Below are 23,446 nucleotides of genomic sequence, written 5' to 3'. Positions count from 1 at the left end.
GCTTTCGCCAGGTGGCGCTGGCGGGCGCAGGGGTCTTTATCGTTGCGCTGGTGGTTCTCTACTTTTGCCTGCCCGCGTCACGCCACGCCCCCCGGACGCTGAAGCTCGTTCCCTGGTGGACGACGTTCCGCCAGCCGCGCTTTGTCGCCTTTATCATTGCCTACAGCTCGTGGCTGTTAAGCTATAACCAGCTCTATCTGGCGCTGCCGGTGGAGATCCAACGCTCTGGCGGTAACGAGAAAGATCTCGGCCCGCTTTTTATGCTGGCCTCGTTGCTGATCGTTGCATTACAGCTGCCGCTGGCGCGTTTCGCCCGGCGCGTGGGCGCGGTGAGGCTCCTGCCGGTAGGTTTTTTGCTGCTCTCCTCCGCCTTTGCGAGCGTGGCGATATTTGCCCCGATGACGCCGCCGGAAGGCTGGCTGCGCTTACTGCCCTCAGTCTGCTTTGTGACGCTGTTGACGCTGGGACAGATGCTGCTGGTGCCATCGGCTAAAGATCTGATCCCTCGGTTTGCGGAGGAGTCCACGCTTGGCGCGCACTACGGCGCTCTCGCCACCGCAGGAGGCATTGCGGTACTGGCAGGAAATCTGTTGTTTGGCAGCCTGCTGGATCGCGCGCTGGTGCCCTCAACGCAGGCAATGTATCCCTGGCTGCTGCTGGCCCTTTTCCCACTCTGCAGCGCGCTGGCCCTGAACGTGATTTGCCGCCCGCTGAGACGCTGAACCGATCACTTTTTCGGACGGTACTTCTCCGGCAGTTCCGGTACGGGACGACGATCATCAATCAGATGACGAACGGTCAGGATAGGATGACGCCATAACATACGCGGACCTGCCCAGCGCATAACCTGCTTCATCTCTTCACGTCTGGCAGGCTGGTAGCAGTGTACCGGACACTGCTTGCAGGCAGGCTTGTCCTCACCGAAAACGCACTTATCCAGGCGCTTATCGGCATACGCGTTGAGCGCCTGATAATGCCCTTCCTCCTGAGATGCCTGCGGACACTGCTTTTCATACAACGCGATCATTTTCGCGATGGTCTCTTTTTCTCGTGAGATGCGTTTACCGGACATAACGGCCTACCGAATAATAAAGTGCATTAATAATACACTTTTAAGCACTGTATTTCAGCGGTTGCATTTCGTTTCCTGAAGCCTGATTCCAGTTTTCACCCTGCACCGACCGATAATTACTGGTATTTTATACAGGCATCAGAAATGACCTTTGTCCGTGTTGTCTGGAGACCCTATGCAAGAGCTCGCGATCGGCAAACCCTATCGCCATTTAAAAGTGGGATATTTTAGAAAGCGCCATGAAGACCGCAATACCAAGATACCAAAGCGTTACAGCGTACATGCAGCGCTGAGCTTAAAAGGTGACTGGCTTGAAAAGGCGGGGTTTACGACCCATTCCAGAGTCAGAGTGGGCGTGGAGCATGGAAAAATTATCATTGAATTAATGTCGGAAGACGGCTCGTAAAGCCACGACATTTTTCTGCGCCGGACCTTTTTTTCATGCGACAATAGAAGGAACAAACGGCCACTGAGCCGATCAAAACGGTTTATATTCAAAGAAATGGACATCATAACTCCATGAGCACAATCGACAATTTCGACGCACATACGCCGATGATGCAGCAGTATCTGAAGCTGAAGGCACAGCATCCGGAAATCCTGCTGTTTTACCGTATGGGTGATTTTTACGAGCTGTTTTATGACGATGCTAAGCGTGCATCGCAGCTGCTCGACATCTCGTTGACCAAACGTGGCGCATCGGCAGGTGAACCTATCCCGATGGCAGGTATCCCGCACCACGCGGTAGAAAACTACCTGGCGAAACTGGTGAATCAGGGTGAATCCGTCGCCATCTGCGAACAGATCGGCGATCCGGCGACCTCAAAAGGCCCGGTGGAACGCAAAGTCGTGCGCATCGTCACGCCTGGCACCATCAGTGATGAAGCCCTGTTACAGGAGCGCCAGGATAACCTGCTGGCAGCGCTGTGGCAGGACGGTAAAGGCTTTGGCTACGCGACGCTGGATATCAGCTCCGGACGTTTTCGTCTGAGTGAACCGGCTGACCGTGAAACGATGGCAGCCGAACTGCAGCGCACCAACCCGGCAGAATTGCTCTATGCCGAAGATTTCGCCGAAATGGCGCTGATTGAAGGTCGTCGTGGGTTGCGTCGTCGTCCGCTGTGGGAATTCGAAATTGATACCGCGCGCCAGCAGCTGAATCTGCAGTTTGGCACCCGCGATCTGATTGGCTTTGGCGTTGAAAATGCCCCGCGCGGGCTGTGTGCGGCAGGGTGTCTCCTGCAATACGTGAAAGATACCCAGCGCACCTCCCTGCCGCATATCCGCTCTATCACCATGGAGCGCCAGCAGGACAGCATCATCATGGATGCCGCCACGCGCCGTAATCTGGAGATCACGCAGAACCTGGCGGGCGGCGTAGAAAACACGCTCGCGTCGGTCCTCGACAGTACGGTAACGCCAATGGGCAGCCGCATGCTGAAACGCTGGCTTCATATGCCGATTCGCGATACCGCTACGCTGGTTTGCCGTCAGCAGACGATTGCCGCCCTGCAGGATCGCTATACCGAGCTGCAGCCTGTCCTGCGCCAGGTGGGCGATCTGGAGCGTATCCTGGCTCGTCTGGCGCTGCGCACGGCACGACCGCGCGACCTCGCGCGGATGCGTCATGCTTTCCAGCAGTTACCGGAACTCCGTGCACAGCTGAGCGACGTTGACAGCGCGCCGGTACAGAAACTCCGCGAAACCATGGGTGAATTTACCGAGCTACGCGAACTGCTGGAGCGCGCCATTATCGATGCGCCTCCGGTTCTGGTGCGTGATGGCGGCGTGATTGCCCCTGGCTACAACGAGGAACTGGACGAATGGCGCGCGCTGGCCGACGGTGCGACGGACTACCTCGACAAGCTGGAAATCCGCGAACGCGAACGTCTCGGGCTCGACACCCTGAAAGTGGGTTATAACGCGGTACACGGCTACTATATTCAGATCAGCCGCGGGCAGAGCCATCTGGCGCCGATTCACTACGTGCGCCGCCAGACGTTGAAAAACGCCGAACGCTACATCATTCCTGAACTGAAAGAGTACGAAGACAAAGTCCTCACCTCGAAAGGTAAAGCGCTGGCGCTGGAAAAACAGCTCTACGATGAGCTGTTTGACATGCTGATGCCGCACCTGGCCGACCTGCAGCTGAGCGCCAGCGCGCTGGCGGAACTGGACGTGCTGGTGAACCTGGCAGAACGCGCGGAAACGCTGAACTACACCTGCCCGACCTTTACCGACAAGCCTGGCATTCGTATCACTGAAGGTCGTCATCCGGTAGTAGAGCAGGTGCTGAATGAACCGTTCATCGCCAACCCGCTGAGCCTGTCACCGCAGAGAAGAATGCTGATCATTACCGGTCCGAACATGGGCGGTAAGAGTACCTATATGCGTCAGACGGCGCTGATTGCCCTGCTTGCCTATATCGGCAGCTACGTTCCGGCGCAAAACGTGGAGATTGGCCCCATCGACCGCATATTTACCCGTGTCGGAGCTGCGGACGATCTGGCGAGCGGTCGCTCAACCTTCATGGTCGAGATGACCGAAACGGCAAACATTCTGCATAACGCGACGGAGCACAGCCTGGTGCTGATGGACGAAGTCGGACGCGGAACGTCAACCTATGACGGTTTGTCACTGGCATGGGCCTGTGCGGAAAGCCTCGCGAATAAAATCAAGGCCATGACGCTGTTCGCCACCCACTACTTCGAGCTGACGCAACTACCGGAGAAAATGGAAGGGGTTGCGAACGTTCATCTGGATGCGCTGGAGCACGGCGATACCATTGCCTTCATGCACACGGTGCAGGATGGCGCGGCAAGCAAGAGCTATGGCCTGGCCGTCGCGGCGCTGGCTGGTGTACCGAAAGAGGTGATCAAGCGCGCGCGTCAGAAACTGCGTGAACTGGAAAGCCTCTCACCGAATGCGGCGGCGACGCAGATTGATGGTACGCAGATGTCGCTGCTGGTACCGGCGGAAGAGACATCGCCTGCCGTGGAAGCGCTGGAAAACCTCGATCCGGATTCACTGACGCCACGTCAGGCGCTGGAGTGGATTTATCGTTTGAAGAGTCTGGTTTAGTTCTCTGCGGTCTTTTGCCCGGTGGCGCTGCGCTTACCGGGCCTACGGGTTTTGTAGGCCGGGTAAGGCGAAGCCGCCACCCGGCAAAACAGACCGCACGATGTTATCGCCCGGTAAGCGCAGCGCCACCGGGCTTTTTTTTACAACAGCGGCGGGATTGTCGGCACCTGCGGCGCCTCATCGATATCCTTCTGCGTCATGCGGAACGCTTCCGGATAATGCTCACGGCTGGTACGACGCAACGGTTCAGTGTCGCGCCAGGTATACAAACAATGCTGGCACTGATAAACGGTCCAGACCCCTTTCACCGGCGACGTCGCCATCACTTCAATATGCTCATCGGCACAACGTGGACAAATCATCTTTTCCTCCTTATTGGCGTGCTGCCAGCATCGCGGTCAGTTTTTCGGCCCAGGCTTTGGTTTCAGGCAGATCCTGTACCGGCTGGCTATAGTGGCCACGGGTGTCCGGTGCGACAGGCGTAGTGGCATCGATAATCAGTTTGTCGGTAATGCCCGCCGGGCTGGATCCAGGATCGAGTTCCAGCACCGACATATTCGGCAACTGCACCAGATCGCCTGCCGGGTTGACCTTCGATGACAGCGCCCACATCACCTGCGGGAGGTTGAACGGATCGACATCCTCATCCACCACGATCACCATCTTCACGTAGCCCAGACCGTGCGGCGTGGTCATTGCACGTAAACCGACCGCGCGGGCAAAACCGCCGTAACGTTTTTTGGTGGAGATAATCGCCAGCAGACCGTGGGTGTACATCGCGTTAACCGCCTGCACTTCCGGGAATTCTGCTTTTAGCTGCTGGTAGAGCGGCACGCAGGTAGCCGGTCCCATCAGATAATCGATCTCGGTCCACGGCATGCCAAGGTAAAGGGATTCGAAAATCGGTTTGGTGCGGTAAGAGACTTTGTCGATACGGACAACCGTCATGTTACGGCCACCGGAGTAGTGCCCGGTAAACTCGCCGAAAGGCCCTTCGATTTCACGCTTGCGGCCCTCAATCACCCCTTCCAGGATCACTTCAGAACCCCACGGCACGTCGAAGCCGGTCAGCGGTGCGGTGGCAATAGGATACGGGCTTTCACGCAGCGCACCGGCCATTTCATACTCGGACTGATCGTATTTCAGCGGCGTGGCGCCCATCAGGGTGATGATCGGGTCGTTGCCGAGGGTAATCGCAATCGGCAGGTCTTCGCCGCGCTCTTCCGCTTTGTGCAGATGCAGAGCGATATCGTGCATCGGTACCGGCTGCAGGCCGAGCTTGCGCTTGCCCTTCACTTCCATACGGTAGATCCCGACGTTTTGCTTGCCGAAGTGATCCGGGTCGAGCGGATCGCGCGAGACAACGCACGCTTTATCGAGATAAAAGCCCCCGTCACCGTCGTTCAGACGGAACAGCGGCAGAATATCGAACAGGTTGATGTCTTCACCGTCCACCGTATTCTGCGCCCAGGCCGGGTTAGCGCGGCGCTCCGGTGTGACGGGGAATTTATCCCAGCGGCGGATAAACTCGTCGATCTGTTTTTTTACCGGAGTGTTCGCCGGCAGCCCCATCGAAATGGCGTGGTTCTGCCAGGAGCCGATGGTGTTCATCACCACGCGGGCATCGGTAAAGCCACGAATGTTGTCGAACCACAGCGCGGGCGCGCCGTCGCCAATGCGGCCGGTCGCGTTGGCTGCCGCTGCCAGATCGGGCTCAGCGTTTACCTCTTCCTCAATTTTCAGCAGTTGCCCTTGCTCATCGAGCGCCTGGAGGAAGCTTCTCAAATCATCAAATGCCATCTTTATTCTCCTGTGAAAAATGTTTCGCCTCCCGCAGCCCGTTCCAGCGTCGCGCCTTTTTATGCTCCAGACCGAACTGGTCGAGCACGCGGGTCACAATATGCTGGGTAATGTCATCTGCGGTCTGAGGGTGGTTGTAATACGCAGGCATAGGCGGCACCATCGCCACGCCCATGCGGGAGAGCGCAAGCATGTTCTCAAGATGAATGGTGCTGAGCGGCGTTTCACGGGGAACCAGCACCAGCTTGCGCCCTTCTTTCAACACCACATCCGCCGCACGTCCCACCAGCCCTTCGGCGTAACCCGCGCGGATACCCGCCAGCGTTTTCATGCTGCAGGGAATGACGATCATGCCGTCGGTGCGAAACGAGCCGGAAGAGATAGTGGCGGCCTGGTCAGCCGGGCTGTGGACAACGTCAGCCAGCGCAGCGACGTCCTGCGCGGTGTAAGGCGTTTCCAGCTCAATGGTGGTTTTTGCCCACTTAGACATCACCAGATGGGTTTCCACCTCCGGCATGTCACGCAGTGCCTGCAATAAAGCCACACCCAGCGGCGCCCCCGTTGCTCCCGTCATTCCTACTATCAATCTCATTCATCACCTCAATAATTTGTTCGTACACGAACATTATAAATAAGCTACTCCAGGATTGTTTTTCTGACAAGATCGTTCGCATACGATCACACGAATGGCTAAAAAATGCCGCGTTAAAATTGAGAGCAATAGCGGCTATCATAGGGGGAGATTTTTTCCGTCGGAGTGTTCATGGAACTAAGACAAGAGGCGTTCCACCTGTTACGTCAGCTTTTTCAACAGCATACCGCGCAGTGGCAACATGCCTTGCCGGAACTGACCAAGCCACAGTATGCGGTGATGCGCTCCATTGCCGAGCATCCGGGCATTGAACAGGTGGCATTGACTGAAGTCGCGGTCAGCACGAAAGCGACCCTGGCGGAGATGCTCAGCCGCATGGAGGCGCGCGGTCTGGTCAAACGCGAGCACGACCCTGCGGATAAGCGCCGTCGCTTTGTCTTCCTGACGCCAGAAGGGGAAGCCCTGCTTGCAGACTGCAAGCCGGTAGGCAATGAAGTTGATGAGGCCTTTTTAGGCCGTCTAAGCAAGGCCGAACGGGAGCAGTTCTCGGCGCTCATCAAAAAGATGATGCACGATTAATTCACGCTGGTGCGCATAAAATCGATAAAGGTGCGCACTTTCGCTGACACATGCCGGGCATCAGGATACACCGCATAGATACCCTGCCGCGCAAAGGTATATTCCGGTAATACCGGGGCCAGTCTCCCAGCATCAAGCGCACCGCGTACCAGCCATTCCGGCAGTAACGCCACCCCACCGCCTGCGAGCGCAAAAGCCATAAGGGCCTGAGCGCTGTCGGCAAACAGGCGCGGCGCTTGTTTTATCTCCAGTATTTCAGGCGCACCGCTGGCATCTCTCACCTGCCAGCGCAGCGGCGAGGCCAGGCGCTCGTGGATGATCCAGTCGGCTTGCGCCAGCTGCGCAAGCGTTTCTATCGGATGGTTAACGAGCCACCCGGGCGTCGCCACAGGGAGAATAGAAAAGTGCGAAATCAGCGCGGCGTGGTTGCGCGAATCGGCAAGCGTTCCCAGCCGGATGGCCACGTCAAAGCGCTCCGAGATAAGGTCGGCGTGCAGGGACGACGAAGCATGTCGTACGCGAAGATCCGGGTGCTGCTGGCTAAACCTGGCCAGCAGCGGCACCACCACCTGTGAGCCATACTCGGGCGTAGTGGTGATCCGCAGTTCGCCAGTAAGCCCCGCATGATTCGCACGGACATCATCCTGCAGCCGTTCGGCATCCTTCAGAAGCGCCACGCTGCGCTGATGAAAAAGCGCGCCCGCCTCGGTTAACGTCAGTCGACGGGTGGAGCGCAGCAGCAGCGTAACGCCCAGCTCATCTTCAAGCTGGCGAATATTGAAGCTGACGACCGCTTTTGTCAGCCCCATCGCCTCGGCGGCCGCCGTAAAACTGCCGGTGTCGGCCACCGCGACAAACATCTGCGTCCGCTGCAGGTTAATCATCATCACGCCCTTTACTGTCAAAATATTTTTGACAGTATATCGCGCTTTGTCAGGTTTATCCGTGATTACCGAGTCGATACGATACGCCACCTCACCGGAGGATCCACCATGACGTATCGCAGCAAAGTCGCCGTTGTTTATCTGCTGGGCTTTTTTCTTGATTTGATCAACATGTTCATTGCCAGCGTCGCGTTCCCGGCAATGGCTCACGCCTTTAACGCCACGCCTTCGGCCCTTACCTGGGTTAGTAACGGGTACATTGCCGGCCTGACGCTGGTGATCCCGTTTAGCAGCGTGCTCACGCGCCGCATCGGGCCCAAGCGCGTCATTCTGCTCTCACTTTTTCTGTTCAGCGCAGCCTCCGCAGCGGCGGGCCTGTCTGCAACGCTTGAAAGTCTGATCGCCTGGCGAATGATCCAGGGCGTGGGAGGAGGCTTACTGATCCCCGTTGGACAGGCGCTGACCTGGCAACAGTATAAGCCTCACGAGCGTGCCAGACTCTCCTCGGCGGTGATGCTGGTCGCGCTGCTTGCCCCGGCCTGCTCCCCGGCTGTCGGCGGCGTGCTGGTGCAGACGCTGGGCTGGCGATGGATCTTTTTCGCTACGCTACCGGTCGCTATCGTGACCTTTGCTCTGGCGTACCTGTGGCTTAAACACGAAAAACCCACGATGAAAGCGGCCAGACTGCTAAACCTGCCCTTGCTCGCGGACCCGCTTTTGCGTTTTTCCATGCTTGTCTATTTATGCGTTCCTGGCGTATTTATTGGGGTGAGCGTCACGGGCATGTTTTATCTTCAGCACGTGGCGAACATGAGCCCAGCCACAACGGGGATGCTCATGCTGCCGTGGTCCGTGGCATCGTTTATCGCCATCACGGCAACGGGACGTTATTTTAACCGTATCGGTCCCCGGCCGCTGATCGTCATCGGCTGCCTGTTGCAGGCCACGGGTATCCTGCTATTGATTAACATCAGTTCGGCTACGCTGCTGCCTGCCGTTGCGTTTACCCTGATGGGCGCGGGAGGAAGCCTGTGCAGCAGTACGGCTCAGAGCAGCGCGTTTCTGACAACGCGCCGGGAAGAGATGCCCGATGCCAGCGCGCTGTGGAATCTCAATCGTCAGCTGAGCTTTTTTGCCGGTGCCCTGCTGCTTGCCCAAGTGCTGAACCTGGCTCAGGCGTGGCTGCCACCGCTCGCCGCCTGGCACGGGATGTTTATTTTTGCCGCAGGCATGACCTTGCTGCCTGTACTGTATGTTTTTCGTCTTAACAATTCGCAGGTGCTCACCCAGCTGCGACAGGAGAATTCATGACGCCTTTCGAACACGACATTATCGACCTCCACATTGCGCTTGAAGACTGGTTAGGCAAAGGTGAAGGTGATTCCGACGCCCTGCACGCCCGTTTTCGTCCCGATTTTCTGATGATCCCGCCGGGCGGCGTTCATATCGACTATGACGGCCTTGTCAGCTTTCTGGAAAAACAGCGCGGAAGCCGTCCCGGACTGAAGATCGTCATTGATGAATTAACTACGCGCCAGGCGTGGCCTCACGGCGCGGTACTCCATTACCGGGAGACGCAAACCCGGCCGGACCAGCCCGTTAACGTGCGCTGGTCAACCGCGGTGCTCAATCAGGAAGGCGATGGGATAGTGTGGCGTCTGCTGCACGAGACGGCGACGCAACCGTAACATAGCCTTCTTCTACGGCGGCAAAGTCGGTATCCGGACCCGCATCGCACTTATCGCCAGGAGGGCCAATCCAGTAAAGCGTGTTGCCGCGCGGATCCTGCTGCGGGATCACCTGATCGGCAGGATGTCGGCTTCCGCAACGGGTGACGCGAATGCCTTTAATTTCTTCAAGAGGAAGATCCGGCACGTTGATGTTGAGGATGCGCCCGGTACGCAACGGCTCGCGGCCGAGCGCCCGCAGGATCGAACAGGTCACCGCAGCGGCGGTGTCGTAGTGCGTGTAGCCGTTCAACGAGACCGCCAGCGCCGGGAACCCCAGATGGCGCCCTTCCATTGCGGCCGCCACGGTACCGGAGTAAATCACGTCATCGCCGAGGTTAGGCCCGGCGTTAATGCCGGAGACGACGATATCCGGACGCGGACGCATCAGCGCGTTCACGCCCAGAAAAACGCAGTCGGTTGGCGTGCCCATCTGCACGGCAATATCGCCATTTTCAAAGGTAAAGGTGCGAAGCGACGACTCCAGCGTCAGCGAGTTAGACGCTCCACTGCGGTTACGATCGGGTGCCACAACCTGCACATCCGCAAACTCGCGGAGGTGTTTCGCCAGGGTCTGAATGCCTGGCGCGTGGATCCCGTCATCGTTACTCAGCAATATTCGCATAATCACCCGAGGTGTTGATAAGTTCCCTGACAACACTGGTGGCAAAGCTGCCTGCCGGCAGCCAGAAGCGTAACTCGACGGTCACGTCATCCCACCAGTTCCAGCTTAACTGCTGCGGATAGAGCAGCATCGCGCGGCGTGCCGCATCGACTTTTTCCCGCACCAGCAAGGACTGCAATTCTGGCGCATCCGCCACGGCTGACTGCTCGGCGGCCAGCGCGTCACCCTGTGTTCCCCAGTCGCCCGTACCGGGCAACGCGGCGGTGATCAGCAGCCCTTTTGCGTCCACGCGCGACTGGACATCGGCCATCTCTTCGGCCGTTGCCACAAACCAGCTTCCGCGTCCCGCTAATTGTAGCGCATCGCCAACAACAACTTGATTCGCGTCCGGTTTTCTCAGCCTTTCGCTCACAATCTGATTAAACAACGCACTGCGGGCCGCCGACAACCAAAAACTGCGTTTATTCCTGTCCCGCACCGGCGCGTCGCTTTGCGCCCAGCGCAGTGCGCCCTGCAGGTTGCTGCCGCCAATGCCGAAACGTTGCGCGCCAAAGTAGTTCGGTACGCCGCGGTCGCTGATGGCGTTCAGACGTTTTTCAACGTCTTCACGGTCAGTCACTTCGCGCAGCACCAGCGTAAACGCGTTGCCTTTCAACGCCCCCAGACGCAGTTTGCGCTTGTGGCGGGCATATTCCAGTACCTTACAGCCCTCAAGCTCAAATTTGCTTAAATCAGGCATCGTATTGCCGGGAACGCGCGCGCAGAGCCACTGTTCGGTGACGGCGTGTTTATCTTTCTGCCCGGCAAAGCTCACCTCGCGAGCATGAATTTTGAGAAATTTTGCCAGCGCGTCGGCCACAAAGCGGGTATTGCAGCCATTTTTCAGAATTCGCACCAGGATATGTTCGCCTTCGCCATCCGGCTCAAAGCCCAGATCCTCGACCACGAGGAAATCTTCAGGGCTGGCTTTCAGCCCCCCGTTCCCCTGCGGTTTGCCATGCAGATATGTCAGGTTGTCGAAGTCTGTCATTTGCTCGCCTTCACCAGCAGCGCCACGGCTTCACAGGCAATCCCTTCGCCACGCCCGGTGAAGCCCAGCTTCTCGGTCGTCGTCGCTTTGACGTTCACGTCGTCCATATGGCAACCCAGATCTTCTGCGATAAACACGCGCATCTGCGGAATGTGCGGCAGCATTTTCGGGGCCTGGGCGATAATCGTCACATCGACGTTGCCAAGGGTGTAGCCTTTCGCCTGGATGCGGCGCCACGCTTCGCGCAGCAGTTCACGGCTGTCTGCCCTTTTAAACGCCGGGTCGGTGTCCGGGAACAGCTTGCCGATATCACCCAGCGCGGCCGCGCCCAACAGCGCGTCGGTCAGCGCATGCAGCGCCACGTCGCCATCAGAATGCGCCAGCAGTCCTTTTTCATAAGGAATGCGCACGCCGCCAATGATAATTGGGCCTTCTCCGCCAAAGGCGTGTACATCAAAACCGTGTCCAATTCGCATTATGCCTTCTCCTGATGGGTCGAACGGGTAAGATAGAATTCCGCGAGCTGTAAATCTTCCGGACGCGTCACTTTAATATTATCAGCGCGTCCTTCAACAAGCTCAGGGTGGAAACCGCAATATTCCAGCGCAGAGGCTTCGTCCGTGATGGTTGCACCTTCTCTAAGCGCACGCGTTAAGCAGTCGTGGAGTAATTCGCGGGGGAAAAATTGTGGCGTCAGCGCGTGCCATAAATCGACGCGATCGACGGTGTGGGCAATAGCCTGTTTACCCGGCTCGGCGCGCTTCATGGTGTCGCGCACCGGTGCGGCCAGAATCCCGCCAACCTTGCTTGTTTCGCTCAGGGCCAGCAGACGCGCAAGGTCGTCCTGATGGAGGCACGGACGCGCCGCGTCATGCACCAGCACCCACGGCGCGTTACCGGCGGCCTGAATGCCCGCCAGCACGGAATCGGCGCGCTCGGCGCCACCGTCAACGACGGTAATCTGTGGATGATTTGCCAGCGGCAGCTGCGCAAAGCGCGCATCGCCAGGGCTGATAGCGATAATCACCCGCGTCACCCGTGGGTGCGCCAGCAGCGCCGCCACGGCGTGCTCGAGGATCGTTTTATCGCCAATAGAGAGGTACTGCTTGGGACATTCTGTCTGCATGCGCCGGCCAAAACCTGCGGCCGGCACCACGGCGCATACGTCCGAAAAAGTTACTGCCATGTCGTAATCCTGGGCCTGATTATCGATTGTTTTGTGCTGAGCCCTGATTGCGTTTAGACGCATCCGGAACCAGACGATAAAAGGTTTCGCCCGGCTTAGTCATACTGAGTTCATTGCGTGCGCGTTCCTCAATCGCCTCTTGCCCGCCATTGAGGTCATCAATTTCAGCAAAGAGTTGATCGTTTCGCGCCTTAAGTTTGGCGTTTGTTGCCTGCTGAGCCGCGACGTCATCGCTTACCCGGCTATAGTCGTGCAGTCCGTTCTTACCGAACCACAGCGAATATTGCAGCCAGATTAGCAAAGCCAGCAACAGCAGCGTTAGTTTACCCATCCTGCCCCCTGAAAAACGGCATCATCATCCCAAGACTTCCCCAGAGCACTACGCCGGGGTAACAGAGATGCCGCAACATCGCGGGCAAATGTACCACATTTTTTCCGCAGAATCGTCCTGCACAATATCGTTACACAGTTGGTTACGGTTTGAATTATGGCTGAAGTTAGCCCATGAGCCACAAAAATAACAGACCAAACATCAGAACCACCGTCACAATCGTGACCACGGTGCTGTACAGGAGCTTACCGTTGAGCAACGAGTGCAGCGCAATGCCGACGACAACCGCCACGGGCATCAGCGCCAGAAAGAAAGGCCAGGTGTAGAGAAAGAAGAACAGCGTGTTACCGCCGTAGATGAGAAACGGGATACCCAGCGCCAGCAACCATGAGACGAAGCCGATGATGGCCCCAGGAAATGACCAGGTCGTTTCGTCGTCGGTCGCGAGCGGCTCCGACCCGGTGGTGGTGATGTAATGTTCACTGTTGCGCATAGCTAATCCTGTGACCGTGACTCATCGTTCGGGAAGACAGCTCCCGAACGATACCGTCTCAGGATCTGATAATATCGTCCCGTCTGAGCAGGTCTAATAATTGGCTTACTAAATTTGTTACCAATTGTTGACCCTCCAGGTGAATTTCAGGCGATTCAGGCGCTTCGTATACCGCGTCAATTCCGGTGAAGTTTCGCAGTACTCCGGCACGCGCTTTTTTGTACAGCCCTTTCGGGTCGCGCGCTTCGCAAATCTCCAGCGGCGTATCAACAAACACCTCGATAAAGCGATCCTGGCCCACGCGTTCACGCACCATCTGGCGCTCGGCGCGGTGCGGAGAGATAAACGCGGTCAGTACCACCAGCCCGGCGTCCGCCATCAGGCTGGCCACTTCGCCTACCCGGCGGATGTTCTCTTTACGGTCGTCGTCGCTAAACCCTAAATCGCTGCACAGGCCGTGACGCACGTTGTCACCATCCAGCAGGTACGTGCTTACGCCCTGCTGATACAGCGCCTCTTCCAGCGCGCCCGCCACCGTCGATTTACCCGAGCCGGACAGCCCGGTAAACCACAGCACAACCCCACGGTGACCGTGGAGCTGTTCGCGCTGGGCGACGGTGACCGGATGAGGATGCCAGACGACGTTCTCATCATGGGCAGCCATTACTTGCCTCCCAGCAGATCGCGTGCGCCCCAGTGCGGGAAGTGTTTACGCACCAGCGCGTTCAGTTCCAGCTCGAAGGCACTGAATTCAGACGCCACGACAGACTGTTTAATCGGTTCGCGGACCATTCCGGCCCCGACGGTAACGTTGGTCAGCCTGTCGATAAAGATAAGCCCCCCCGTCACCGGGTTCTGCTGATACGGATCCAGCACCAGCGGTTCGTCGAAGGTCAGATCGACCAGACCAATGCCGTTCAGCGGCAGTTCGGTAACCTCGCGCTGGGTGAGATTGTTGATGTCCACCTGGAACTGAATACCGTCCACGCGGGCGCGGGTTTTCTTGCCGGCAATTTTGATGTCGTAGCTCTGGCCCGGCGTCAGCGGTTGCTCCGCCATCCACACCACATCCACGGAAGCCCCCTGTACGGCCGCCAGCGTTTCCTGGGCATCCACCAGCAGATCGCCCCGGCTGATATCAATCTCGTCTTTCAGCACCAGCGTTACGGCTTCACCGGCGCCCGCGTCCTGCAGGTCACCGTCGAAGGTGACGATGCGGGCGATGGTAGATTCCACGCCGGATGGCAGCACCTTAACGCGCTGGCCGACCTTCACGGAGCCTGACGCGAGGGTGCCTGAGAAACCGCGGAAATCGAGGTTTGGACGGTTCACGTACTGTACCGGGAAGCGCATCGGCTGGGTGTCGACCACGCGCTGGATTTCAACCGTTTCCAGCACTTCCAGCAGCGTCGGGCCGCTGTACCACGGCATGTTCGCGCTCTGGGACGCGACGTTATCCCCTTCCAGCGCCGAGAGCGGCACAAAGCGGATATCCAGGTTGCCCGGCAGCTGCTCGGCAAAGGTCAGGTAGCTCTGGCGGATCTCCTCGAACTTCTCTTCGCTGAAGTTCACCAGATCCATCTTGTTGACCGCCACCACCAGATGTTTGATCCCCAGCAGCGTGGAGATAAAGCTGTGACGACGGGTCTGATCCAGCACGCCTTTACGCGCGTCCATCAGCAGGATCGCCAGGTCGCAGGTCGACGCGCCGGTCGCCATATTGCGGGTGTACTGTTCGTGCCCCGGGGTGTCGGCGATAATAAATTTGCGTTTCTCGGTAGAGAAATAGCGGTAGGCCACGTCGATGGTGATGCCCTGCTCGCGCTCCGCCTGCAGGCCGTCCACCAGCAGGGCCAGATCGAGTTTTTCCCCCTGGGTACCGTGACGTTTACTGTCGTTATGCAGGGAAGAGAGCTGATCTTCGTAAATCTGGCGCGTATCGTGCAGCAGACGGCCAATCAGGGTACTTTTCCCGTCATCCACGCTGCCGCAGGTCAGAAAACGCAGCAGGCTTTTATGTTGCTGCGCGTGCAGATAGGCTTCCACGCCGCCTTCGTTGGCAATTTGTTGAGCAATAGTGGTGTTCATGGCGGCTCCTTAGAAATAACCCTGACGTTTCTTCAGCTCCATGGAGCCTGCCTGGTCGCGGTCAATCACGCGCCCCTGTCGCTCACTGGTGGTGGACACCAGCATCTCTTCAATGATCTCCGGCAGCGTCTGCGCGCTGGATTCCACCGCGCCGGTCAGCGGCCAGCAGCCGAGGGTGCGGAAACGGACCATCTGTTTCTTGATCACTTCACCCGGCTGCAGGTCGATGCGATCGTCGTCGATCATCATCAGCATGCCGTCGCGCTCCAGTACCGGGCGCTCGGCGGCCAGATACAGCGGAACGATCTCGATGTTTTCCAGATAGATGTACTGCCAGATATCCAGCTCGGTCCAGTTAGAGAGCGGGAAGACGCGAATGCTTTCGCCTTTGTTGATCTGACCATTGTAGTTGTGCCACAGCTCCGGGCGCTGGTTTTTGGGGTCCCAGCGGTGGAAGCGGTCGCGGAAGGAGTAGATACGCTCTTTGGCGCGGGATTTCTCTTCGTCACGGCGCGCGCCGCCAAAAGCAGCGTCAAAACCGTATTTATTCAGCGCCTGCTTCAGCCCTTCGGTTTTCATGATATCGGTATGCTTGGCGCTGCCGTGCACGAACGGGTTAATGCCCATCGCCACCCCTTCCGGATTTTTATGCACCAGCAGCTCGCAGCCGTAGGCTTTGGCGGTACGGTCGCGAAACTCATACATCTCGCGGAATTTCCAGCCGGTATCCACGTGCAGCAGCGGGAACGGCAGCGTACCTGGATAAAACGCTTTACGCGCCAGATGCAGCATGACGCTGGAATCTTTACCGATGGAGTACATCATCACCGGGTTAGAAAACTCGGCGGCCACTTCGCGGATGATATGGATACTCTCCGCTTCGAGCTGCCGCAGGTGTGTAAGACGTTTTTGGTCCATAACCGTTCCTTAAGCCAAATTTACGACAGAAGAACCAAAGCCTTCTGTATCGGTTGTGTGTTGGAACCAGGCGAGCGTGCTGTGCAGCTGCACCACTTCTCCCACCACGATCAGGGCGGGCATCGGGGCGTCTTTCGCCAGGGTTGCAAGTTGTTCCAGGGTGCCCGTCGCAACGTGCTGATCGACGCGCGTGCCGCGAGAAATGACGGCAACGGACGTCGTCGCCTCGCGACCGTGCTGAATAAGCTGTTCGCTGATATCCGCCGCCTTCATCGTGCCCATGTAGATCGCCAGCGTCTGGCGGCTCTGGGCGAGATGGGACCAGTCGAACGGTGTGCTGTCGGCCTTGTAGTGGCCGGTCACAAAGGTCACGCTCTGGGCGTAATCGCGGTGGGTCAGCGGGATACCGGCGTAGGCCGTTACCGCAGAGGCCGCCGTAATGCCGGGCACCACCTGGAACGGTACGCCCGCTTCGGCTGCCGCCTGCAGCTCCTCGCCGCCGCGACCGAAGATAAACGGGTCTCCCCCTTTCAGGCGCACCACGGTTTTACCGGCTTTGGCGGCGTCAATCAGCATCTGGTTGGTGTCGTGCTGCGGCACAGAGTGCTCGCCAGCCCGTTTGCCGACGCAGATTTGCTCCGCGTCGCGACGGATCAGCTCGCGCACGCCGTCGGTAACCAGATGGTCGTAAAACACCACGTCCGCGTCCTGCAGCACCTGCAGTCCGCGCAGCGTCAGGAGCCCGGCATCGCCCGGTCCTGCGCCGACCAGAATGATTTCCCCGCCGGTGCTGCCGGGGTTATCCAGTTCGTCTTCAAGAATTTTCTGCGCCTCCGTCTCATTGCCGGCATGCATCAGGCTGGCAAAGCGGCCGCGAAACACGCGTTCCCAGAAGCGACGGCGTTCCGTCACGCTGGTCAGGCGGGTTTTCAGATGGTTGCGCCAGTAGCTGGCTTTTTCCGCCATGCGCCCGAGGCTGGTCGGCAGCAGCGCTTCGATTTTTTCCCGCAGCACGCGCGCCAGCACCGGTGCGGTACCGCCGGAGGAGATCGCCACCAGCAGCGGCGAACGGTCAACGATCGACGGGAAGATAAACGAGCATAAAGGCTGGTCGTCCACCACGTTCACCAGGCGGTAGCGGGCCTGAGCGGCCTCGGAAATCCGCCGGTTCAGGTCGCGATCTTCGGTCGCCGCAATCACCAGCACGACGCTGTCGATTTGGGATTCGTCGAAATCCGCTTCTGCTACTACCCGCACCTTCGCCCCTGCGCGCTGCAGAAACGCAATTTTGCGATCGGCAATTTCACCCGTGCCAACAACCAGCACCGGCTTCTCTTTTATCGCGGCAAATAAGGGCAGATAGTCCACAAGCAACAACTCACTAACAACGAGGAATAGAGGGACTATAGGGGGCGGCTTAGACCGAATGAAATTACGAATTGGAATGAGTAGTTACTCAATGGAATAACGCCGTGAAAAAGCTAATACCAAAAAGTGCTTAACACGCGAAATTTCGGGCATTTAAGAGCAATTCAAATTGTGTATGGACGATCACAGTTTCATACTAAGCGGGTTATTATTTTGCTCAGTTTTTAAGGACTCACTATGTTCTCCGCAACGCGCCACCGTATTGCTGCCCTGGCGCTCGGCGTTTGCTTTATTCTTCCTGCCCAGGCAAAAAACCAACCTTATGGTGAAATCGCCACTATGCAGGCGCGGCATATTGCCACCGTCTTTCCTGGCCGTATGACCGGTTCGCCTGCGGAAATGCTCTCCGCGGACTATCTTCGTCAGCAGTTTGCCGGGATGGGCTACCAGAGCGACATCCGGCCGTTTCACAGTCGCTACGTCTATACCTCACGAAACAAAACGAAAAACTGGCATAACGTGACCGGCAGTACGGTTATCGCGGCGCATGAAGGTAGCGCAAAAGAGCAAATTATTATTATGGCGCACCTTGATACCTACGCCCCGATGAGTGACGCCGATACGGATAACAACCTCGGCGGGCTGACGCTGCAGGGCATGGACGACAACGCAGCAGGCCTGGGCGTGATGCTCGAACTGGCCGAGCGAATGAAAGATATTCCAACCCAGTATGGTATCCGTTTCGTAGCCACCAGCGGTGAAGAAGAGGGCAAACTCGGCGCTGAGAATCTCCTTAAACGCATGAGCGCTGAGGAGAAGAAAAATACGCTGCTGGTGATCAACCTCGATAACCTGATCGTCGGCGACAAGCTCTATTTCAACAGCGGGCAAAGTACGCCGGGTACCGTGCGGAAACTGACGCGCGACCGGGCGCTGGCGATTGCCCGCAGCCACGGGGTTTATGCCACCAGCAACCCCGGCGGTAACCCGGATTACCCGCGAGGAACGGGCTGCTGCAACGACGGGGAAGTGTTCGATAAGGCGGGCATTCCGGTGCTGTATGTCGAAGCGACAAACTGGGCATTGGGCAAGAAAGATGGCTATCAGCAGCGGGCTAAATCGAAAGCCTTCCCGGACGGGACAAGCTGGCACAACGTGATGCTGGATAATCAGCAGCACATCGATCGCGCGCTGCCGCAGCGGATTGAGCACCGCAGTCGTGATGTGGTGAAGGTGATGCTGCCGCTGGTGAAGGAGCTGGCGAAAGCGGGGAAAGCCTAGTGCTTATTTTCCCCTCACCCCTGCCCTCTCACCAAAGGGGCGAGGGAGAAAAGACGGCTCCGGGCAATCCCCTCTCCCCTTTGGGGAGAGGGTTAGGGTGAGGGGGAGGATAAGGATCACCCTTCGTGCAGCCCGCACTCGCGCTTCAGCCCAAAGAATCGCGTCTCTTCTTCCGCCATTCCCGGTTCCCATTTGCGCGTGGTGTGGGTGTCACCCACCGACAGATAGCCCTGGTCCCACAGCGGATGGTATTTCAGCCCGTGCTTTTGCAGATACTGATACACCGTCCGGTTATCCCAGTCGATAATCGGCAGCACTTTAAACACCCCGCGCTGGACCGCCAGCACCGGCAAGGTTGCCCGGCTGCCGGACTGCTCGCGGCGCAGGCCAGCAAACCACGTCTGCGCATTGAGCTCTTTCAGCGCCCGGTTCATCGGCTCAACTTTGTTGATCTCATTGTATTTCTCAATGCCCTCAACGCCCTGTTCCCACAGCTTACCGTAGCGCGCCTCCTGCCAGGCCGCGCTTTCCGTCGCGCGGTAAACTTTGAGGTTCAGCTTGAGCTTGTCCGTCAGCTCGTCAATAAACTGGTAGGTTTCCGGGAACAGGTAGCCGGTATCGGTGAGGATCACCGGAATGTCCGGACGGATCTGATTCACCAGATGCAGGCTGACCGCCGCCTGAATACCAAAGCTCGACGACAGCACATAGTCTCCCGGCAGGTTTTCCAGCGCCCACGCCACGCGCCCTTCGGCGTCCAGCTTTTCAAGGTGGGCATTGGTTTCTGCGAGTGCCAGAATGCGTTCGACTTTTGGCAATGCGTTAAGCGCGTTTAGATCGAGTACGGACATAATTACCTCTCGTGGTTACTCCCAGAAATCCCTTGCGGGATCGAGCACCGGGCGAATGATGCCCGCACGCACCGTAAAGTCGCCGAAGCCTTCACCCGCTTCGCGCTCTTTCGCCCAGCGCCCGACAAGCTCGTCGATGGAATCAAGAATTTCCGGCTCGGTGATGTTCTCGCGGAACATACGCGGGATGCGCGTACCGATTCGGTTACCGCCCAGGTGCAGGTTATAACGCCCCGGCGCTTTCCCCACCAGACCCAGCTCGGCCAGCATCGCGCGGCCGCAGCCGTTCGGGCAGCCGGTGACGCGCATAACAATATGCTCGTCCGGAATACCGTGTTTTTCCAGAATCGCTTCTACCTTGTCAGTAAATGACGGCAGGAAACGCTCCGCTTCGGCCATCGCCAGCGGACAGGTCGGGAACGACACGCAGGCCATTGAGTTTTCACGCTGCGGCTTCACCGCATCCATTAACCCGTGATCGCGCGCCAGCTTCTCGATCTTCGCCTTCTGGCTCTCCGGCACGCCGGCAATAATGAGATTCTGGTTAGCGGTAATGCGGAACTCGCCTTTATGGATCTTAGCAATTTCCAGCAGGCCGGTTTTCAGCGGACGGCCCGGATAATCCAGAATACGGCCGTTTTCGATAAACAGCGTCAGGTGCCATTTATTGTCGATACCCTTCACCCAGCCAATGCGATCGCCGCGACCGGTGAATTCGTAAGGGCGGATCGGCTCGAATTTGATGCCCGCACGACGCTCCACTTCCGCTTTGAACGTCTCAACGCCCACGCGCTCCAGGGTGTATTTGGTTTTCGCGTTTTTACGGTCTGTACGGTTGCCCCAGTCGCGCTGGGTGGTCACTACCGCTTCCGCCACGGCCAGCGTGTGCTCCAGCGGCAGGAAGCCGAACTCGCTTGCGGTGCGGGCGTAGGTTTTCTTGTTACCGTGCTCAATGGACAGGCCGCCGCCCACCAGCAGGTTAAAGCCAATCAGCTTGCCGTTTTCGGCAATCGCCACGAAGTTCATGTCGTTGGCGTGCAGGTCGATATCGTTCTGCGGTGGAATAACGACCGTGGTTTTAAACTTACGCGGCAGGTAGGTCTGGCCAAGGATCGGCTCTTCGTCGGTGGTGGCGACTTTTTCCTGATCGAGCCAAATCTCTGCGTAGGCGCGCGTGCGCGGCAGCAGGTGCTCGGAGATCTTCTTCGCCCACTCGTACGCTTCGGCATGCAGCTCGGATTCATACGGATTCGAGGTGCAGAGCACGTTACGGTTCATGTCGTTGGCGGTCGCCAGCGCGTCCAGCCCAACGGAGTGCAGCATCTGGTGCACCGGCTTGACGTTCTTCTTCAGAATACCGTGGAACTGGAAGGTCTGACGGTTAGTCAGACGGATGCTGCCATAGATCGTGTTTTCACCGGCAAACTTGTCGATCGCCTGCCACTGTTTGGTGGTAATCACCCCGCCCGGCAGACGGCAGCGCAGCAGCATCGCGTGACGCGGCTCCAGCTTCTGTTCTGCACGCTCGGCGCGGATGTCGCGGTCGTCCTGCTGGTACATGCCGTGAAAACGGATCAGCAGGAAGTTGTCGCCTTTGAAACCGCCGGTGAGACCGTCATTCAGATCTTCAGCAATGGTGCCGCGCAGATAGTTGCTTTCCAGCTTCATGCGCTCGGCGTCTGTCAGTTTACCTTCGACCACCAGTGGCCCTGGATGTTTTTCGCTCATTAGTAGACATCTCGCTGATAACGGCGCTCAACGCGCAGCTCACTTAAAAATTCGTCTGCCGCTTCGGCATCCATACCGCCGAATTCGGCAATCACTTCCAGCAAAGTCTGCTCAACGTCTTTCGCCATACGATTGGCGTCGCCGCAGACATAAATGTGGGCACCGTCATTGATCCAGCGCCACAGCTCTGCGCCCTGTTCGCGCAGCTTGTCTTGTACGTATACTTTTTCTTTCTGGTCGCGGGACCAGGCCAGGTCGATGCGGGTCAGAACGCCTTCTTTCACATAGCGCTGCCACTCAACCTGGTAGAGGAAATCTTCGGTAAAGTGCGGGTTGCCGAAGAAGAGCCAGTTTTTACCCGGCGCTTCATCTGCCGCGCGCTGCTGCATGAAGGCGCGGAACGGCGCAATGCCGGTGCCAGGGCCAATCATGATGACCGGGGTTTCCGGGTTTGCCGGCAGGCGGAAGTTGTCGTTGTGCTCGATAAAGACGCGCACTTCGCCCTCTTCTTCCACGCGATCCGCCAGGAAGCCTGATGCCCCACCCGTGCGGGCGCGGCCTTCGATATCGTAGCGCACCACGCCGACGGTAACATGCACTTCACTCTCCACTTCAGCCTGGGAAGAGGCGATAGAGTACAGGCGCGGGGTGAGCGGGCGCAGCAGACCGATCAGCGCATCGGCATCCAGCTGAGCCGGAGAGAAGCGCACCATATCGACAATCGGCGTCGTCGCGGCGTAATGCTGAAGCTTCGCTTTATCGCCCACCAGCGGCAGCAGGGATTCGCTGCGCGTCAAGGTGGCATAGTTTTCGACGATATTCGGGGTGTTCACCGTCAGTTCGAAATGCCACTGCAGCGCCTCTGAAAGCGGCTGGGTTTTGCCGTCAACGGTGACAGGCTCGTCGCCTTTCAGCCACAGCAGCTCAACCAGTTCTTTCACCAGCGCCGGATCGTTCTGATACCAGATACCCAGCGCATCGCCCGGCTGATAGCGCAGGCCCGAGTCGCCCAGATCGATTTCGATATGGCGGACATCTTTTTCTGAATCGCGGCCGGTAATTTTCTGGTTCACCGACAGGCTCGCCGTCAGTGGAGCCTCTTTGGTGTACGGGCTGGTGTGGATGTCGTTAACAGCACCCGTCGCGGTGAACGCGGCCTGCGTCGACGTCTCTTTCGGCACACGCGCTTTTAACACCTCAACGATGCGTGCACGCCATTCGGCGGCGGCGGCCTGGTATTCGACATCCGCGTCAACGCGGTCCAGCAGGCGCTCCGCGCCCAGCTCCGCCAGCCTGCTGTCGAAGTCTTTACCGGACTGGCAGAAGAATTCATAGGAGGTATCGCCCAGGCCAAACACGGCAAACGCCGTGCCATCCAGCTTCGGCGCTTTTTTCGAGAACAGGAACTTGTGCAGGGCCACCGCTTCTTCAGCGGGTTCACCTTCACCCTGCGTAGAGGCAACCACCACCAGCAGTTTTTCTGACGCGATTTGTTTAAATTTATAATCCCCGGCGTTGACCAGGTTCACGTTCAGTTTGGCGGCCAGCAGGTCGTCACGCAGCGCCTCGGCCACGCGGCGGGCATTGCCCGTCTGCGAGGCGGAAATCAGGGTAATGGCCGGAATTTCAACGGCCGTTACCGGTGCACCCGCCACAGCGCCAGGCTGCTGATTGAGCATTCCCCAGAAATAACCGGAGACCCAGGCAAGCTGAGTGGGAGAAAAATCAGAGGTGGCAGCCTGAAGGCGCGCCAGTTGCTCCGGGTTCAGGGGAAGCAAATTTGAAGGTGGGGCCTGTGTTGTCATGCGTCGT

24 protein-coding genes and 1 pseudogene are annotated in these 23,446 nt (G+C 58.1%); 7 read left to right on the top strand and 18 right to left on the bottom strand.

Annotation, left to right across the window (positions count from 1 at the left end):
* On the top strand, positions 1 to 722 hold a 722-nt coding region (locus tag DOU50_RS12700; protein ID WP_148769510.1), incomplete at its 5' end, for an MFS transporter.
* A gap of 5 nt (positions 723 to 727) precedes the next feature.
* Here the strand turns inward: DOU50_RS12700 and DOU50_RS12695 are convergent.
* Positions 728 to 1,072, bottom strand: a complete 345-nt coding sequence (locus DOU50_RS12695; RefSeq protein WP_024909244.1) for a nitrous oxide-stimulated promoter family protein — start codon at positions 1,070 to 1,072, stop codon at positions 728 to 730.
* A 175-nt stretch (positions 1,073 to 1,247) separates the two neighbouring features.
* Between DOU50_RS12695 and DOU50_RS12690 the strand changes: the two genes are divergently transcribed.
* Entirely contained in the window at positions 1,248 to 1,478 is a 231-nt protein-coding gene (locus tag DOU50_RS12690) for a SymE family type I addiction module toxin (RefSeq protein ID WP_024909245.1), read from the top strand.
* Between the two features lie 113 nt (positions 1,479 to 1,591).
* Positions 1,592 to 4,153: a DNA mismatch repair protein MutS gene (gene mutS, locus DOU50_RS12685; protein WP_061714546.1), complete on the top strand. Its 2,562-nt coding sequence runs from the start codon at positions 1,592 to 1,594 to the stop codon at positions 4,151 to 4,153.
* Between the two features lie 140 nt (positions 4,154 to 4,293).
* Here the strand turns inward: mutS and DOU50_RS12675 are convergent, their stop codons facing one another.
* From DOU50_RS12675 to DOU50_RS12665, 3 genes are read right to left on the bottom strand one after another with little or no spacing between them, the layout of a single operon-like run.
* Positions 4,294 to 4,515, bottom strand: a complete 222-nt coding sequence (locus DOU50_RS12675) for a non-oxidative hydroxyarylic acid decarboxylases subunit D (RefSeq protein WP_003862116.1) — start codon at positions 4,513 to 4,515, stop codon at positions 4,294 to 4,296.
* Between the two features lie 10 nt (positions 4,516 to 4,525).
* Positions 4,526 to 5,953 carry a non-oxidative hydroxyarylic acid decarboxylases subunit C gene (locus tag DOU50_RS12670; protein WP_024909247.1) on the bottom strand — a complete coding sequence of 476 codons (1,428 nt, stop codon included), beginning with the start codon at positions 5,951 to 5,953 and terminating at the stop codon, positions 4,526 to 4,528.
* On the bottom strand, positions 5,943 to 6,545 hold the full coding sequence (locus DOU50_RS12665) for a non-oxidative hydroxyarylic acid decarboxylases subunit B (RefSeq protein ID WP_024909248.1): 603 nt from the start codon (positions 6,543 to 6,545) through the stop codon (positions 5,943 to 5,945). Before DOU50_RS12665 ends, DOU50_RS12670 begins: the two co-directional genes overlap by 11 nt.
* 171 nt (positions 6,546 to 6,716) lie before the next feature.
* On the opposite strand from DOU50_RS12665, the gene DOU50_RS12660 reads away from it, so the two are divergent.
* Positions 6,717 to 7,124 (top strand): MarR family winged helix-turn-helix transcriptional regulator, encoded by a 408-nt coding sequence (locus DOU50_RS12660; RefSeq protein WP_024909249.1) that lies wholly within the window; start codon positions 6,717 to 6,719, stop codon positions 7,122 to 7,124.
* On the opposite strand, the gene DOU50_RS12655 is transcribed toward DOU50_RS12660, so the two are convergent.
* Entirely contained in the window at positions 7,121 to 8,008 is an 888-nt protein-coding gene (locus tag DOU50_RS12655) for a LysR family transcriptional regulator (protein ID WP_061714614.1), read from the bottom strand. The genes DOU50_RS12660 and DOU50_RS12655 overlap by 4 nt on opposite strands.
* Positions 8,009 to 8,116: 108 nt before the next feature.
* On the opposite strand from DOU50_RS12655, the gene DOU50_RS12650 reads away from it, so the two are divergent.
* Both DOU50_RS12650 and DOU50_RS12645 read left to right on the top strand, forming a co-directional pair.
* The gene (locus DOU50_RS12650; protein ID WP_148769509.1) at positions 8,117 to 9,319 is read left to right on the top strand and encodes an MFS transporter; all 1,203 of its coding nucleotides are present in this window, start codon (positions 8,117 to 8,119) and stop codon (positions 9,317 to 9,319) included.
* Positions 9,316 to 9,696 carry a DUF4440 domain-containing protein gene (locus DOU50_RS12645; RefSeq protein WP_061714544.1) on the top strand — a complete coding sequence of 127 codons (381 nt, stop codon included), beginning with the start codon at positions 9,316 to 9,318 and terminating at the stop codon, positions 9,694 to 9,696. Before DOU50_RS12650 ends, DOU50_RS12645 begins: the two co-directional genes overlap by 4 nt.
* On the opposite strand, the pseudogene surE reads toward DOU50_RS12645, so the two are convergent.
* From surE to cysG, 10 genes and pseudogenes are all read right to left on the bottom strand, one after another.
* A pseudogene (gene surE, locus DOU50_RS12640) lies at positions 9,689 to 10,360 on the bottom strand (5'/3'-nucleotidase SurE); the annotation flags it as partial. The gene DOU50_RS12645 and the pseudogene surE sit on opposite strands and share 8 nt — an antisense overlap.
* Positions 10,341 to 11,390 (bottom strand): tRNA pseudouridine(13) synthase TruD, encoded by a 1,050-nt coding sequence (gene truD / locus DOU50_RS12635; protein ID WP_148769507.1) that lies wholly within the window; start codon positions 11,388 to 11,390, stop codon positions 10,341 to 10,343. The pseudogene surE and the gene truD, both read right to left, overlap by 20 nt.
* Positions 11,387 to 11,866 carry a 2-C-methyl-D-erythritol 2,4-cyclodiphosphate synthase gene (gene ispF, locus DOU50_RS12630; protein ID WP_148769506.1) on the bottom strand — a complete coding sequence of 160 codons (480 nt, stop codon included), beginning with the start codon at positions 11,864 to 11,866 and terminating at the stop codon, positions 11,387 to 11,389. The genes truD and ispF overlap by 4 nt, the downstream gene beginning before the upstream one ends.
* Positions 11,866 to 12,576: a 2-C-methyl-D-erythritol 4-phosphate cytidylyltransferase gene (gene ispD / locus DOU50_RS12625; RefSeq protein ID WP_024909255.1), complete on the bottom strand. Its 711-nt coding sequence runs from the start codon at positions 12,574 to 12,576 to the stop codon at positions 11,866 to 11,868. The genes ispF and ispD overlap by 1 nt, the downstream gene beginning before the upstream one ends.
* Before the next feature lie 19 nt (positions 12,577 to 12,595).
* Entirely contained in the window at positions 12,596 to 12,907 is a 312-nt protein-coding gene (ftsB, locus tag DOU50_RS12620) for a cell division protein FtsB (RefSeq protein WP_008499609.1), read from the bottom strand.
* A 166-nt stretch (positions 12,908 to 13,073) separates the two neighbouring features.
* The gene (locus tag DOU50_RS12615) at positions 13,074 to 13,400 is read right to left on the bottom strand and encodes a DUF3561 family protein (RefSeq protein WP_008499610.1); all 327 of its coding nucleotides are present in this window, start codon (positions 13,398 to 13,400) and stop codon (positions 13,074 to 13,076) included.
* Positions 13,401 to 13,458: 58 nt separating this feature from the next.
* Positions 13,459 to 14,064 carry an adenylyl-sulfate kinase gene (gene cysC / locus DOU50_RS12610; protein WP_148769505.1) on the bottom strand — a complete coding sequence of 202 codons (606 nt, stop codon included), beginning with the start codon at positions 14,062 to 14,064 and terminating at the stop codon, positions 13,459 to 13,461.
* Positions 14,064 to 15,488 (bottom strand): sulfate adenylyltransferase subunit CysN, encoded by a 1,425-nt coding sequence (gene cysN / locus DOU50_RS12605; protein WP_061714541.1) that lies wholly within the window; start codon positions 15,486 to 15,488, stop codon positions 14,064 to 14,066. The genes cysC and cysN overlap by 1 nt, the downstream gene beginning before the upstream one ends.
* Positions 15,489 to 15,497: 9 nt before the next feature.
* Positions 15,498 to 16,406 carry a sulfate adenylyltransferase subunit CysD gene (gene cysD, locus DOU50_RS12600; RefSeq protein WP_006811770.1) on the bottom strand — a complete coding sequence of 303 codons (909 nt, stop codon included), beginning with the start codon at positions 16,404 to 16,406 and terminating at the stop codon, positions 15,498 to 15,500.
* A gap of 9 nt (positions 16,407 to 16,415) precedes the next feature.
* A complete protein-coding gene (cysG, locus tag DOU50_RS12595) occupies positions 16,416 to 17,774 on the bottom strand; it encodes a siroheme synthase CysG (protein WP_148769504.1) in 1,359 nt (452 codons plus the stop codon).
* 237 nt (positions 17,775 to 18,011) lie between these two features.
* Between cysG and DOU50_RS12590 the strand changes: the two genes are divergently transcribed.
* Positions 18,012 to 19,055, top strand: coding sequence for an aminopeptidase (locus DOU50_RS12590; RefSeq protein WP_148769503.1), 1,044 nt, complete (start codon positions 18,012 to 18,014; stop codon positions 19,053 to 19,055).
* 116 nt (positions 19,056 to 19,171) lie between these two features.
* On the opposite strand, the gene cysH is transcribed toward DOU50_RS12590, so the two are convergent.
* From cysH to cysJ, 3 genes are read right to left on the bottom strand one after another with little or no spacing between them, the layout of a single operon-like run.
* Positions 19,172 to 19,906, bottom strand: coding sequence for a phosphoadenosine phosphosulfate reductase (gene cysH, locus DOU50_RS12585; protein ID WP_024909260.1), 735 nt, complete (start codon positions 19,904 to 19,906; stop codon positions 19,172 to 19,174).
* 15 nt (positions 19,907 to 19,921) lie between these two features.
* Positions 19,922 to 21,634 (bottom strand): assimilatory sulfite reductase (NADPH) hemoprotein subunit, encoded by a 1,713-nt coding sequence (cysI, locus tag DOU50_RS12580; RefSeq protein ID WP_032648087.1) that lies wholly within the window; start codon positions 21,632 to 21,634, stop codon positions 19,922 to 19,924.
* Entirely contained in the window at positions 21,634 to 23,439 is a 1,806-nt protein-coding gene (cysJ, locus tag DOU50_RS12575) for an NADPH-dependent assimilatory sulfite reductase flavoprotein subunit (RefSeq protein WP_148769502.1), read from the bottom strand. The genes cysI and cysJ overlap by 1 nt, the downstream gene beginning before the upstream one ends.
* Between the last annotated feature and the right edge of the window lie 7 nt (positions 23,440 to 23,446).

Source organism: Enterobacter sp. C6, from assembly GCF_008122455.1.
GTDB lineage: Bacteria > Pseudomonadota > Gammaproteobacteria > Enterobacterales > Enterobacteriaceae > Enterobacter > Enterobacter pseudoroggenkampii.
This window is presented reverse-complemented; position numbering and strand designations above follow the sequence as displayed.